Source organism: Desulfomicrobium salsuginis (assembly GCF_054657795.1).
Genome location: NZ_BAAHYA010000002.1, coordinates 117,364 through 130,970 on the forward strand (window position 1 = coordinate 117,364; position 13,607 = coordinate 130,970).

Sequence of the window (13,607 nt, forward strand, 5' to 3'; positions counted from 1 at the left end):
CGCATGATCCTGACCAACGCCCGCATCGTCCTGGCCGACCGCATCGTCCACGGCACCCTGACCGTGCGCGACGGCCGCATCGAGTCCGTGCGCGAAGGACGCGCCGACAGCCCGGACGCCCTGGACATGGCCCAGGACTACCTCGTCCCCGGCCTGGTCGAACTGCACACCGACAACCTCGAAAAGCAGCTCCTGCCGCGCCCCGGCGTCCTCTGGCCCTCGGCCCGCGCGGCCCTGCTGGCACACGACGCGCAGCTCGTGGCCGCCGGCATCACCACCGTCCTCGACGCCCTGTCCTGCGGCCAGTACTACGAAAAGAGCGACCGCCGGACCATGCTGACCCTGGCCCTCGACGCCCTGCGCGAGCTGCGGCCCGCGGGGCACCTGCGCGCCGACCACCTCCTGCACGTGCGCTGCGAAATCTCCGACCCCGACCTGCCGCGGCTCTTCGAGCCATTCCGCGACATGGACGAGGTGCACCTCGTCTCCCTCATGGACCACACCCCCGGACAGCGGCAGTTCGTCGACCTCGGCGCCTACCGCACCTACTACAGCAAGGACCGGCAGTGGACCGACGAGGAGTTCGAAACCGAGATGGCCCGCATGCGTGACGCCCAGGCCCGCTTCGCCGGACCCCACGCCGCGGACATCCTGGCCTGGTGCCGTGAACGCGGCGTGCCCGCCGCAAGCCACGACGACGCCACCACCGCCCACGTCGACTGGGCGAACGAACAGGGCATGGCCATCAGCGAGTTTCCGACCACCATGGACGCCGCCCGCCGCGCCTGCGAGCTCGGCCTCCTGACCCTCATGGGCTCGCCCAACGTCGTGCGCGGCGGTTCCCACTCGGGCAACGTCTCCGTGCGCGAGGTCGCCGCCGCCGGGTTCCTGGGCGGCCTGTCCTCGGACTACGTGCCCGCGAGCCTCCTGCACGCCGCCTGGATCCTGCACGCCGACGTCTCCCTGCCCCTCTGGGACGCCGTGGCCCTCGTCACCGCCAACCCCGCCCGCGCCCTGGGCCTGTCCGACCGCGGACGCATCGAGCCCGGACTCAAGGCCGACCTCGTCCGCGTACACGTCGATCGCGATCTGCCGGTCGTGCGCCGGGTCTGGCGGGATGGGGTGAGGGTGTATTAGAGGGGGAGAGAAGAGAGGCCTCCGGCGGGCAGGGGGCGCGCCCCCTGCACCCCGATCAGGGGGGGAGGGACGAAGCGTTTCCTGCGTCGACTTTATCAAGCTTTTGTGTGGATCTGTATTTTCGGCCTTCCGGGCTGTCTCAAGCGTTCCGGCGCGGCTCGGACAAGGCCTGTCGGCTGTTTGACCGATCCAGGCATCGTTTGCTTCCCGGCCGCGTCGCGCCAGTGCGAAAGAGGGGGGGCCAAATCTCAAGGCCGGGAAGCATTACGAGGCCGGAGAGGGAGTTCCGACAGGCCTTGTCCGAGCCGCGACGGAACTCGTCCCCTGGGCAACATGCCATGCTTCCATGCTGCTTCGTGTACTTACACGGAGGACTTAACCGGGTTTGTGCGGAGGTAATACATGGCTCGTCTGATCTACATCATGGGCCCCTCGGGGTGCGGCAAGGACGCGCTGATGGGCGAGGCGAGAAGAATCTTCCCGCCGGAGAAGCCGGTGGTTTTCGCCCACCGCTACATCACCCGGCCCGCCGACGCGGGCGGGGAGAACCATGTGGCCCTGTCGCGGGCGGAGTTCGGGTTGCGGCTGGCCAGGGGGCTCTTCGCCCTTTCCTGGGAAAGCCACGGCTTCGCCTATGGCGTCGGACGGGAAATCGATCTCTGGCTGGGGAAGGGGCTGACGGTTGTGCTCAACGGTTCGCGAGAGGCCTTGCCTGAGGTGCTGCGCGCGTATCCGGACTTGCTGCCGGTGCTCGTCAGCGTGCCCGAGGACGAGTTGCGCCGGCGCCTCGGAGGCAGGGGCCGGGAGGATGGGGCGGAGATGGAACGCCGCCTCGCCCGGGCCCGGATGATCGTCCCGGAAGTCCCGGGACTCGTGCGTTTCGACAACTCCGGCCCGCTGCCCGAGCGCGGCCGGGCTCTGGCCGATCTCATCCTAGAAACTCTTGACAACAGAAGGGAATGACAGTGCTTTCACCGGAACCGACCATCCACCCCTCGGCGGTGGTGACCGACAGCAGCCTCGGCGTCTGGACCGAGATCGGCGAGCAGACCGAGATCATCTCCTCGACCATCGGGGATTACTCGTACTTCTGCGACCGCTGCCACGTCATGTACGCGGCCGTCGGCAAATTCTGCTCCGTGGCCAACCACGCCCGCCTGAACCCGAGCAACCACCCGACCTGGCGCGCAACCCAGCACCACTTCACCTACAGAAGCGCCAATTTCGGGCTGGGGCCCGATGACGACGCCTTCTTCGCCTGGCGTAGGGAACACCCCGTCACCCTCGGCCACGACGTCTGGGTCGGCCACGGCGCCCTCGTCATGCCCGGCGTGACCGTGGGCACGGGCGCAGTGGTCGCCTCGGGAGCAGTGGTCACCAAGGACGTCCCGGACTACGCCATCGTCGCCGGCGTCCCGGCCAGGGTCATCAAATACCGCTTCCCGGCCGAACTGCGGAAAAAACTCCTCGCCCTGGCCTGGTGGGACTGGGAACACGCCAGGCTGGCGGCGGCGATGCGGGATTTTCGGGAGATGAGCGCGGAAGCGTTCGTGGAGAAACACGGCTGAAAACGCATCGCGGGAGTCTAGCCGTTTTTGTAGACATCCCGCCGGTGACCGACTTTCACCACCACGACGATGAGCTCGTGGTCGCGAATTTCATACAGTATTCTGTATACACCTTGCCGGACCCTGAACCGCTCCTGCCCTGAGAGCTTTTCGCATCCAGCGGGCCGGGGATCCTCGGCCAGAGATTCGATCCTCCCGAGCACAAGGCGTACGTCCCTGGCGGGAAGGCTCCGCAGATCCTTGGCCACCGAGGCTTTGATGCTCAGCTCATATCTTGCCATGGGCCTTGAGGTCGTCGAGGAGCGCTTCGTAAGTCATGGTCGGTTCGGCCAGGCGCATCTCAAAGGCCGCCAGATCTTGCTGATCCTCGGCCAGGGCCCGTCTGACGGCATCGTTGACGATATCGGACAGGGAACGGTTCGCGTGCGCAGCCTTGAGCCGGAGCGCCGCATGAAGCTGTGGGTCGAAGTATATTGTCGATCTTCTCGTGTTTTCGGACATGGCATACCCTCCGCTTCATATCTGACGTTGTGACGTCATGACGTCAATGGGCAGGATGCCGTATTTTGAGAATGCTTGGGGGATGGGCGGTCCAGAGTTCGCCGATCCGACAGTCTTAGGGAAGCGGGCTCTGCACTTTTGTGCTGCTGCCAATGGTGGGGACAAGTTCGATCCTGGGCCGGCGGGCCCGGCAAGTCATGTGAATTGTTCTGGCAATGCAGGATTTCAGGAGGCCTGCGCTCGGTCTTTCGCAGAGAAACTTGGAAATGGAGCAGGAAAGATGTCAGTTGAATGATGATTTGGAAATTATTTTTCCAGGAATTTATATTCATTTAAATCCTGAATCCGTGGACATCTGCTGTCAAAACTGTCCACTCTAAATTTTGAGCCCTTTTTTTCAAAAAATGGGTAAACGTTGGCCACTCAATTTACTTTTGATGACCTCTTATTCTTTCAAGAGTTCCTGGACACCGACTTTTTGCAGTTTTCAGACGTACTACTCCTAGGAATGCAGCCTAATGGCCCTTTCGTTACGCCGTCTTGAGACGATAAAACAGGTCAGAGACCACCTTGAACCATGGCTCCGGGCAGGAGACATGCAGGATCACCTTCCGTGCATGGCGGGTGATCCGGGCGCAAATGCTCATCATGCTCCGCATGACCGTCTTGGTTCTGCGACGGTTGGCTTTTTTCAGCCCCAGCATCCGAGCCACAACCAAGTCCACGGAGGCCACCCGAAGCATGTTGTAGACCAGCATGCCCAAACGCAGAAAGGGTGCATTCACGGCAAACTTGCCCGACGGCAGGCGTTCCATGTCCATCTCGGTCTTGAATTCCCCGTGGTGCTGCTCGCTGGTGCCCCGCTTGCGATACAGCTTCAAAGCCTGATCGGCATCGAATTCCAGGTTAGTCCACAAAACGCAAACGCGGACCTCTGGAATCATCATGAACACACCGTCCTTGCTCAACACTTCCGTGACCTCGAAAACCTGACGGACAGGCATGTTCTTCTTTCCGATCTCGCACATCACGAAGCCCCGGTAGATCCGGCCTTTTTCTCGGGACGTTGCGAAATTCTCTACTTTCTGCGCATGCTCCTTGGCCGTGGCGAGCCAACCGGTCACCGGCTCCCTGCGCAGATTGTGCTTGATGATGAAGCCGGTGCGCGACTGCGTGCACAGCGTCTCCAGACGCTCCTTGCTGTCAAATCCGCTGTCGGCGACCACGAGAACGTTCGCATCCACCATGGACTTGGCGTACCCGAGGCTCTCCAGGATGAACTCATCCGTGCCCTCGCAACTGGAATGGCTCGATCCGGGACGAAGCTTGCCGTTGACCATCCAGCCGCCACCAAGATGAGCAAAGATCGGAGCGAAGCCGAATCTCTTGTCGTACGTCGCGCTGGCACCTTCCTTCTCGGTGTCGGCGTTATCGAAAATGCTGACGTCGATATCAAGGCGCACCCAGTGCTCTTTCTTGTTGTCGTCCCTGGTCATCTCGATAAGTTCAGGCTGCATTCCAGTCTTCTTCCACAACTCGACCGAGCAGCGGGGCAACTGGGCATCCAGGTCAGTTTCCAAGGCGATCCGCTGAAACCGTTGCCGCAAAATCTCGGCGGAAGGAACGCGTCCAAGGCCAAGGCTGGTCGCGAAGAAATCGTCGCCGTAGTACTCACGAACATGGTCGAAATCCGTTTTGCCTTGGCACATGAGGCCAACCAATGTGCGGAAAATTTCACGCTCCTTGATCTGCGGAGCTTTTCCAGGCCCAAGACGGTCGACCAGTGTGTCCAGACCGCAAACCCTGGCCATCTCGCTAATCAGAGCCAGACCGACATGGCCAATGTTGTTTCCTTCGTTTCGCTTGATATCGGTGATGAGCATTGCAAACTCCTGTCGCACCCAATGGGTGCAAAAAATCATTCAGGAAAAGCAGGCTCAATATACCGGTATCATTGATTTATTTCAAGTACAAAATGTTTCAAAACTGTATGTTCAATGTAACTTTTTCACGGATTTAGGTTAAATGATAAAATAGAGACGATTGAATATGAATATAAAATTTGCTGAAAAATAAATTAATAATATTCATTGACAATGTCTATCCATACCCATATTTGTCTCTGGCTTCGCAGGATTTCGTGTTTTCGTTCTTTGTGAATTGAAAGATGAATCTGAATTTTCGATGATATCTGTTTTCATCGGAATTGAAGCATTTTATTCCTTTTTTTTCTCTGGAGTTATTCTTTTGTCTAAGAACATCTATGTTGGTAATCTGTCCTGGTCCACTTCCAATTCCGATCTGAACGCCATGTTTTCCCAGTATGGTCAGGTCACTTCCGCGAACGTGATCGAAGATCGTGACACCGGCCGTTCGCGCGGTTTCGGTTTCGTCGAAATGGACGAAGACGGCGCTCGCAAGGCCATCCAGGCTCTGAACGGCACCGATTTTCAGGGACGCAACCTGAAGGTCAACGAGGCTCAGCCCCGCGAGAGCCGCAGCCGCTACTAAGCCTCTGCAATAAGCACTCTGAAAGCCCGTCCCTGACGGGCTTTTTTTTGTCGTGCGCCCGGCAGAGAGAAACGTCAGCCGGACCAAGGGTGCCCTCCTCAAGGAGGAATCTGCAGGAAGACGATGATTGTGGAGAGATGGTTAGAATTCGTCAGAATCAGGACGTTTCATCCAGCTTCGTGAGTAGACGCTGGCCATGGATTACTGCGACTATCAATACCCGTTCTGTTTCTATGCGATAGATGAGATGGTAGCTGTAGATCAATCGTTCCCTGATGCGTGGATCGCCGAATTCCGGAACAACTCGTCCACGGTTCGGCAGGGTGCCAAGGCTCCGTGCGCTTTCCACAACCGCCTGAACGACAGCGCGTGCATAAAAATCGGAATCACGCTCTGCGTATTCCGATCCAAGCTGAACATGGATTCCGGAGCAAACTGAACACCGATTCCGCGGCAAACTGAACACGGAATCCATGGGAAACTGAACACCGATTCCGGAACAAACTGAACACCGGGTCGTGTTCGATCCCACGGGAAAAATTTCCTCAGCGGGTGCGGCGCTGGATAACTCGGGCATACTCCTTTTCAGGAGGTGCCCATGGCCAATTCGAGGTTATCCATGCGCAAGATCAAAGACGTCTTACGACTTCACTTTCAATCAGGGCTGACCGTGCGACAGATCGGTCAGAGCCTCAGCATTTCACACAACACCGCAATCGAGTATCTGCGTCGATCTCGGGCGGCCAATATAGGTTGGCCTTTGCCGCCCGGCTTGTCCGACTCGGATATTGAGAGCCTGCTCTTTCCGCCCCTGCCGCCGAGCACTGTGAAGCGGCCGGAGCCGAACTGGGCCGACGTCCACATAGAGCGCAAACGACGCTCTGTGACCCTGCTTCTGCTCTGGGAGGAGTACAAGGCAGAGCAACCCGACGGCTTGCAATACAGTTGCTTCTGCGACCGCTACCGCGCCTTCGTCAGCAAACTCAAGCCATCCATGCGCCAAATCCATCTGGCCGGGGAAAAGGCTTTCATTGACTACGCCGGCCAGACCCTTCCCATCCAGGACCCGTTCAGCGGCAAGGTTCGCGAGGCCCAGATCTTTGTGACCGTGCTTGGTGCCAGCAACTACACCTTTGCCGAGGCCACGTGGACGCAGGGCCTGCCGGACTGGATCGGCTCCCATGTCCGCGCCTTCACCTTTTTCGGCGGCGCCCCGCATCTGCTTGTCCCCGACAATCTGCGGTCGGGCGTCAACAAAGCCTGCCGCTACGAGCCCGACATCAATCCGACCTACGACGACATGGCTGCACACTACGGCTCGGCCGTCATCCCGGCCAGGGTGCGCAAGCCCAAGGACAAGGCCAAGGTTGAGGTCGGCGTGCAGATTGTGGAGCGTTGGATTCTGGCCAGACTGCGCAACCGGATCTTTCTGTCCCTGCACGAAGCCAACCTTGCCATCGCCGCCCTGGTAGCCGACCTCAACTCCCGACCGTTCAAAAAGCTGCCGGGCAGCCGAAGGGAGGCTTTCGAAACCCTCGACAAGCCAGCACTCCTCCCGCTGCCGTGCGCCCCTTACGTCTTTGCCGAGTGGAAGCAGGCCACGGTCAACATCGACTACCATGTCGAAGTGGACGGGCATTATTACTCCGTGCCGTGCAGCCTCATCAAAAAACGTGTCGACGTTCGGATCACGGCCACCAGCGTGGAATGCTTCCACAAGGGCCAGCGCGTGTCCGTGCATCCTAGGTCCATGCAGAAAGGACGGCATACGACCGTGATGGAACACATGCCCAAGAGCCACCAAGAATACGCGGGCTGGACCCCGGAGCGCATCATGGAATGGGCACGGAAGCTCGGCCCCAATGTCTTTGCGCTGGCCGAGGCCATCATAGACTCGCGCAAACATCCTGTGCAGGGCTACAGATCCTGCCTGGGCGTCATTGGGCTGGCCAAGGAGCACGGTCCCGAACGCCTGGACGCGGCCTGCGAACGGGCGCTGCATCTGGGCGCCCTTTCTCAGAAAAGCCTCAAGTCCATCCTCAAGACCGGACTGGACCGTCTGCCGTTGCCGATCCGCAACGCTGATCAGACCTCCATACACCACGACAACGTGCGCGGCCCGGAATACTATCGCAAGGAGGCCTCATGCTGAGTCACCCAACCACGCAGACTCTCAATGCCCTCGGCCTTGGCGGCATGGCCAGGGCTCTGGAGGAACAGCGGGCCATGCAGGGCATCGAAGAACTGTCCTTTGAAGAGCGCTTGGCGCTTCTCATCGACCGCGAAAAGATGCACCGCATGAACCGCCGTCTTACGACCAGACTGAAGAGGGCAAAGCTCAGGCACGCGGCCTGCTTCGAGGACATCGACCTCCACACTCCAAGGGGTCTCGACAAACCCTTGGTTATGGGCCTGGGCTCCTGCTCCTGGATCGGCAAGGGACACAACGTGCTCATCACTGGACCGACCGGCGTAGGGAAGAGCTTTCTGGCCTGCGCCCTGGCTCACAAGGCCTGTCTGGAAGGCTTCGACGCCCTGTACATGCGCTTGCCTCGGCTCATGGAGGATCTGCTGATCGCCAAAGCCGACGGCCGGTACGGAAAGCTCATGCGGTCCTTTGCCAAAACCCCTCTGCTCGTGCTCGACGACTGGGGGCTGGCTCCGATGACCCCAGCCGCATGCAGGGAACTGCTTGAACTGCTCGAAGACCGTCACGGAAGGCATTCGACCATCGTCACCAGCCAACTGCCCGTCGCGGCCTGGCACGACTACCTCGCTGACGCGACAATGGCCGACGCCATTCTCGACCGTCTCGTCCACAACGCCTACCAGCTCAACCTCAAAGGAGAATCCATGCGGAAGATGAAATCCATCATTGACCCCAACTGACCAGTTCCCATAGCGTTCCAAAACCAGCGTCGCTTCGCTTCGATTTCCTGGTCAGTTTCAGCCGGAACGCGTGTTCAGTTTGGCATGGAATCAGTGTTCAGTTTCTCCGGAATGCGCAATGTGTTCGATTCAAATCCGTTTGCCATGCAGACCTCGGTGGTTTTTAATTGGAGTCAGACAACCAACGTGTTTGAACACCTCATTGGTTGCGATGCAGTGGCGCGGAAAAATTTGCTGAGGGGCCTGATAACTCGGCAGTATTGTATGACGCAAGCGCAAACGCGACTGAGGACGAGCCGTGTGAACGACATTGTCCAGAAATGTCTGGTTCAGGGTTTCTGGGCGAGTGGGACCCGTGTCAGGACGGTAAAAGGCTTTTCCAGGCACGACTGGCGAAATAGGCAGATCTCCCTCACCGGGATAGGCCTGTGCAGTACGGGTGCGAGAAGTGGGGTGAGCGCGGCGTGGATGCGTTCCCGTTCGGCGGGGTCGTGGATGCTGGCGGTCAGGGTCAGGTGGAACATGAACTCTTCGAGAACGTACGGGTAGCCCCAGCGTTCCAGCAGTCGATCCTGGGCCGGAGTCAGGCCTTTGTCTCGGCGGCGGGCCAGTTCCTCGGGGCCGGGCGTCCGGCGGAAGCGGTCCAGTTCGACGACGCAGGCCCTGGCCAGTTCCTCCAGGTCGGGGCAAGGTCCGGTCGACGTCAGCGCCAGGAAGGATTCGATGGCTGCGAGCCGCAGGGGAGGGAGGTCGAAGGCCATTCGGCTGGCGGCCAGATTGGCCGTCGCCTCGAAGAGATCGGTTTCAGTGACACCTTCTGTCAGAAAAAATGGCGGTTTGAGGGTGCCGTGGAACCCGTAGCGTCGCGGCGAAGCCGTCAGTTCGGCCAAACGTTGCGGCTCCACGCCCGGAAGCACGGGCTGCGCCAGCTCCTTTCCCGTCCGGGCGCAACGCCCGAGTACCGATGCGCAGACGCGCTCCAGTCCCGACCCCGCACCCGGCGCAAAATATACGGCATACCGCGCATCGGCCATGCTCACACCGTTAGCATCACGTCGCATCGATTTCCCCCCCCCATAAACGGGGTGCAGGGGGCGCGCCCCCTGCCCGCCGGAGGCATTCTTCCCTTCCATCACCATCCCCCCTCACATCACCTTCCGCCCTTCGCGCCACACTGCGACAACAACCGGCACGTCGTCCACCATGCGCACGCGCAGGAGGTCGGCGCGTTTGCCCGGGACGAGCTCGCCGCGGTCGGTCAGGCCAAGGGCCTTGGCCGGGTTTGCGGTGACGGTGGCCAGGGCCTGGTGCAGGGGCGTACCCAGGCGCTGGGCCATGACGAAGGGCGCCTGGAGGAGGCTCGCGGGCATGTAGTCCGAGGACAGGATGTCGACGAGGCCGTCAGCGGCCAGGTCCAGGGCCGAGACGTTGCCGGAGTGGGATTCGCCGCGCACGACGTTGGGTGCGCCCAGGACCGTGGCCAGTCCCAGTTCGCGGGCCCTGGCGGCGGCGGCGCGGGTGGTGGGGAACTCGGCGATGCGCATGCCCAGGCGGGCGGTCTCCTCGACGTGCTCCACGGTGGTGTCGTCGTGGCTGGCCAGGGGCAGGGCGCGCTGTCGGCAGATGGAGAGGATTGTTTCGCGGTTGGGCTCGGCGTGGCTGGCCTGGACGGAGCGCAGGCGCTCGATTTCGGCCAGGAGTTCCTCGTCGGTCCATTTCTTGTCGGCGTGGAAGGAGCGGTACTTGTCAAGGTCGCTCCATTGGCGCTGCCCCGGCGTGTGGTCCATGATGGAGACCAGGCGCAGCAGTTCGTGGTCCATGACCGAGGTGAACATCTCGACCACGGCGCGGTCGGCCAGTTCGCAGCGGATGTGCAGGAGGTGTTCGGCCCGCAGCAGATCGTTGCCCATGGCCTGATCCAGTGCCTCCAGGGTGGCGGTGAAGATCTCGCGGCGCATGCGCTTGGCACTGAATTCCCCGGCGCTGACGGCGTCCAGGACCGTGGTCACGCCGGCGCCGACCATGTGCGTGTCGTGGGCCATGATGGCCGTCAGGCTTGTCGGCCAGCGCACGCCGGAGCGGGGCATGAAGTGTTTTTCGATGTTGTCGGTGTGGATCTCCACCAGTCCCGGCAGGAGGTAGTCCCCGTCGAAATCGACGGCCGGCGTGGAAGTGTTGAATCCGAGGTCGGTGATCAGACCGGCCGCGGCGGTCAGGGAACCGTGGACGACCCCGCACGGGGTGACCATGCGGGCGTTGGTGCAGCACAGGGAAGGCATGTGGGGCTCCGGTTCAGACGAAGAGTTTGCGCAGGCGTTGGGAGGCCAGGTCGATGAGGGTCACGGAGACGATGATGAAAAAGATGATGGAGCAGGTCTGGGCGAAGTAGAAACCGCGGATCATCTCCCACAGGATGACGCCGATGCCGCCCGCGCCAACCATGCCCAGCACCGTGGCCGAGCGGACGTTGGATTCGAAGCGGTACAGGGAGTAGGAGATCCACAGCGGGATGACCTGCGGGATGACGCCGAAGATGACCTCCTCCAGGATGCTCGCGCCCGTGGAGCGGATGCCCTCGACGGGTTGCGGGTCGATGGCCTCGACGGCCTCGGAGAAGAGCTTGGCCAGGACGCCCGTGGTGTGCACCCACAGGGCCAGGACGCCGGCGAATGGCCCGAGGCCCACGGAGACGACGAAGAGCATGGCGAAGACCATCTCATTGATGGCCCGGCAGGCGTCCATGACGCGGCGCATGGGCTGGTAGACCCACCAGGGGGCGATGTTCTCGGAGCTGAGGATGCCGCACGGGATGGCGCAGATCACGGCCAGAAAGGTGCCCCACAGGGCGATCTGGAAGGTGACTACGATCTCCTCGACGTACATCCGCCAGTCCGTGAAGTCCGGCGGAAAGAAGTCGCCGGCCAGGGCGGCCATGTTCGCGGAATCCTGGATCAGGGCCAGGGGCCGCATGTCTGCGCCGTCCCAGGACCAGGCCAGGGCGGCCAGGACGATGCCCCAGCCGAGCAGGGTGCCGAGGGTGTTCTGGAGGGATCTGGGCGGTCGGGTGGCGACGAGGATCGTTTGCTGGGTGGTCATGAAGTCGTCCTTGTCGGCGGCCGGCATTTACGCGCCGACCGCCGGGGGGGAGTGGTGGGCTACATCCTGGCCTTGATGGCTTCGAGCTTGGCGTCGATCTCGGCGAGCTTCTTGGTCTTTTCATCGGCGGCGATGTTGGCGTCGCCTTCGACCTTCATGCGGCTCTTGAAGAGTTCGAGCTGGCGGATGGGCAGGAGTTGGTCGTCGGTGGATTCCTTGAAGGGGGCCCAGCCCAGGGCCGCCAGGATGGCCTTCTCGTTTTCCTTGCCCGTGGCGCCGTAGGTCATGATGAAGTTCTTGACCTTGGTCTTGACGTCCTCGGGCAGGTCCTTGCGCCAGACCAGGGGGTCGCTGGGGATGAGCGGGGAGGTCCAGATGACTTTGATCTGGGCGCGCTTCTCGGGATGGGACTTTTCCAGCTTGGCCAGATTCTCGCTGTTGTTGGTGGCCACGTCGATCTGCTTGTTGGCCACGCTCAGGGCGTTGGTCTCATGGTTGGCGTTGAGGACATTCTTGAAGATCTTCTTGGGCTCTACCTTGTTCACGGCGAAGACGTAGTAGCCGGGGACCAGGAAGCCGGAGGTGGAGTTGGGGTCGCCGTTGCCGAAGGCCAGACTGCCGGCCTGCTTCAGGACATCCTCAAGGGAGTTGAGCGGAGAATCCTTGTGGGCGATGAGATGGGAATAGTAGCCGGGGGTGCCGTCGGCGGGCACGGTCTGGGCGAAGATCTCGCCGTCGGCGCGGTCCACGGCCTCCATGGCGCTCTTGTTGCCGTACCAGGCCACCTGCACCTTGTTGAAGCGCATACCCTCGATGATGCCGGCGTAGTCCGAGGCGAAGAAGGCGTTGATCTTGAGGCCCGTGGCTTTCTCCATTTCGGCCAGGAATGGCTCCCAGTCCTTCTTGAGGTTCATGGTCGCCTCGGTGGAGATGATGCCGAAGTTGATCTCCTTGACCTCGGCGGACACGGTCTGCGCCCCCAGCAGGGCGACGAGGACGAAGAGGCCGAATAGCTTGCGAATCATGGTCTGGACTCCTTTGAAACGTGATCGATGATTAGGCCGCGGCGGGCGCCGCGGCCGATTTGCTGTGCAGGGCTTTCTGGCTGCGCGCCGCGCCTTCCACGGCGGGGGAGAACAGCTCCTCGGTCTCGGCGCCGTAGATATCCTTGAGGAAGGAGGGGGTCAGGGCGTGGCTCGGACCGTCGTAGACAACGCGGCCGCGGCGCAGGGCGATGGTGCGCGGGCAGTAGCGGATGGCGTACTCGACCTGGTGCAGGGAGACGACGATAGTCATTTTGTCCTGTCGATGGACGTCTGCCAGGATGTCCATGACCACGCGGGAGGATTCGGGGTCGAGGGAAGCGATGGGCTCGTCGGCCAGAAGGACCCGGGCCCGCTGGGTCAGGGCGCGGGCGATGGCCACGCGCTGCTGCTGGCCGCCCGAAAGTGTCGAGGCGCGCTGCCAGGCCTTGTCGGCCATGCCGACCCGCGCCAGGGACTCCAGGGCCAGGCGGCGTTCGGCCGGCGGAAAGAGGTTGGACACGGCCCGCCACGTGGGCACGCGGCCCAGGGCGCCCATCAGCACGTTGGTCATGACCGAGAGACGGTCCACGAGATTGAACTGCTGGAAGATGACCCCGACCTCCGTGCGCACCTTGCGGGCGTTCCTGGAGAGGCGCCCGTCGCGCTGCATGACGTGGTTGAGGACCTCAATCTGTCCCGAAGTCCCCGGGTCGCAGCACATCAGGCCCGAGATGTGGCGCATGAGGGTCGACTTGCCCGAGCCGGAAGAGCCGATGAGGGCGACCATTTCGCCGCTTCCGATCTCCGCGTTCACGTTGTCGAGGCCTTTGGTGTTCCTGAAGGTCTTGGTCAGCTGCTTGATCTGTATCATGGCGTTTCC

The 13,607-nt window shown here is 61.5% G+C and carries 15 protein-coding genes; 6 read left to right on the top strand and 9 right to left on the bottom strand.

Going from position 1 to position 13,607, the window contains the following annotated elements; all coding sequences use genetic code 11:
• The first annotated feature begins 3 nt into the window (after positions 1-3).
• The 3 genes from ACYQ3G_RS07785 (at position 4) to ACYQ3G_RS07795 (ending at position 2,705) form a co-directional block, all read left to right on the top strand.
• Positions 4-1,137 (top strand): alpha-D-ribose 1-methylphosphonate 5-triphosphate diphosphatase, encoded by a 1,134-nt coding sequence (locus tag ACYQ3G_RS07785; protein WP_459828298.1) that lies wholly within the window; start codon positions 4-6, stop codon positions 1,135-1,137.
• 402 nt (positions 1,138-1,539) lie between these two features.
• Entirely contained in the window at positions 1,540-2,100 is a 561-nt protein-coding gene (phnN, locus tag ACYQ3G_RS07790) for a phosphonate metabolism protein/1,5-bisphosphokinase (PRPP-forming) PhnN (RefSeq protein ID WP_459824455.1), read from the top strand.
• Between the two features lie 2 nt (positions 2,101-2,102).
• Positions 2,103-2,705, top strand: a complete 603-nt coding sequence (locus ACYQ3G_RS07795; RefSeq protein ID WP_459824458.1) for an LbetaH domain-containing protein — start codon at positions 2,103-2,105, stop codon at positions 2,703-2,705.
• A gap of 17 nt (positions 2,706-2,722) precedes the next feature.
• Here ACYQ3G_RS07795 and ACYQ3G_RS07800 read toward each other — a convergent pair whose 3' ends face one another.
• From ACYQ3G_RS07800 to ACYQ3G_RS07810, 3 genes are all read right to left on the bottom strand, one after another.
• Positions 2,723-2,986 (bottom strand): type II toxin-antitoxin system RelE family toxin, encoded by a 264-nt coding sequence (locus tag ACYQ3G_RS07800; RefSeq protein ID WP_459824461.1) that lies wholly within the window; start codon positions 2,984-2,986, stop codon positions 2,723-2,725.
• Positions 2,973-3,206, bottom strand: a complete 234-nt coding sequence (locus tag ACYQ3G_RS07805) for a CopG family transcriptional regulator (protein ID WP_459824464.1) — start codon at positions 3,204-3,206, stop codon at positions 2,973-2,975. The genes ACYQ3G_RS07800 and ACYQ3G_RS07805 overlap by 14 nt, the downstream gene beginning before the upstream one ends.
• 530 nt (positions 3,207-3,736) lie before the next feature.
• The gene (locus tag ACYQ3G_RS07810) at positions 3,737-5,089 is read right to left on the bottom strand and encodes an IS1380 family transposase (RefSeq protein ID WP_459822997.1); all 1,353 of its coding nucleotides are present in this window, start codon (positions 5,087-5,089) and stop codon (positions 3,737-3,739) included.
• A 364-nt stretch (positions 5,090-5,453) separates the two neighbouring features.
• Between ACYQ3G_RS07810 and rbp the strand changes: the two genes are divergently transcribed.
• Positions 5,454-5,717 carry an RNA-binding regulator gene (gene rbp, locus ACYQ3G_RS07815; RefSeq protein WP_028577408.1) on the top strand — a complete coding sequence of 88 codons (264 nt, stop codon included), beginning with the start codon at positions 5,454-5,456 and terminating at the stop codon, positions 5,715-5,717.
• Between the two features lie 157 nt (positions 5,718-5,874).
• Here rbp and ACYQ3G_RS07820 read toward each other — a convergent pair whose 3' ends face one another.
• Complete coding sequence (locus ACYQ3G_RS07820) at positions 5,875-6,294, bottom strand: type II toxin-antitoxin system RelE/ParE family toxin (protein ID WP_459824468.1); 420 nt, start codon at positions 6,292-6,294, stop codon at positions 5,875-5,877.
• 42 nt (positions 6,295-6,336) lie between these two features.
• On the opposite strand from ACYQ3G_RS07820, the gene istA reads away from it, so the two are divergent.
• A complete protein-coding gene (istA, locus tag ACYQ3G_RS07825; protein WP_459822249.1) occupies positions 6,337-7,869 on the top strand; it encodes an IS21 family transposase in 1,533 nt (510 codons plus the stop codon).
• Positions 7,863-8,606: an IS21-like element helper ATPase IstB gene (istB, locus tag ACYQ3G_RS07830; protein ID WP_459822251.1), complete on the top strand. Its 744-nt coding sequence runs from the start codon at positions 7,863-7,865 to the stop codon at positions 8,604-8,606. The genes istA and istB overlap by 7 nt, the downstream gene beginning before the upstream one ends.
• A gap of 329 nt (positions 8,607-8,935) precedes the next feature.
• On the opposite strand, the gene ACYQ3G_RS07835 is transcribed toward istB, so the two are convergent.
• The 5 genes from ACYQ3G_RS07835 to phnC form a co-directional block, all read right to left on the bottom strand.
• On the bottom strand, positions 8,936-9,667 hold the full coding sequence (locus ACYQ3G_RS07835) for a DUF1045 domain-containing protein (protein WP_459824470.1): 732 nt from the start codon (positions 9,665-9,667) through the stop codon (positions 8,936-8,938).
• 84 nt (positions 9,668-9,751) lie between these two features.
• Positions 9,752-10,885: an alpha-D-ribose 1-methylphosphonate 5-triphosphate diphosphatase gene (locus tag ACYQ3G_RS07840; protein WP_459824473.1), complete on the bottom strand. Its 1,134-nt coding sequence runs from the start codon at positions 10,883-10,885 to the stop codon at positions 9,752-9,754.
• Between the two features lie 13 nt (positions 10,886-10,898).
• Positions 10,899-11,702: a phosphonate ABC transporter, permease protein PhnE gene (gene phnE / locus ACYQ3G_RS07845; protein ID WP_459824475.1), complete on the bottom strand. Its 804-nt coding sequence runs from the start codon at positions 11,700-11,702 to the stop codon at positions 10,899-10,901.
• Positions 11,703-11,761: 59 nt separating this feature from the next.
• On the bottom strand, positions 11,762-12,727 hold the full coding sequence (gene phnD / locus ACYQ3G_RS07850; protein WP_459824479.1) for a phosphonate ABC transporter substrate-binding protein: 966 nt from the start codon (positions 12,725-12,727) through the stop codon (positions 11,762-11,764).
• Positions 12,728-12,758: 31 nt separating this feature from the next.
• On the bottom strand, positions 12,759-13,598 hold the full coding sequence (gene phnC / locus ACYQ3G_RS07855) for a phosphonate ABC transporter ATP-binding protein (protein WP_459824482.1): 840 nt from the start codon (positions 13,596-13,598) through the stop codon (positions 12,759-12,761).
• Positions 13,599-13,607 lie beyond the last annotated feature (9 nt).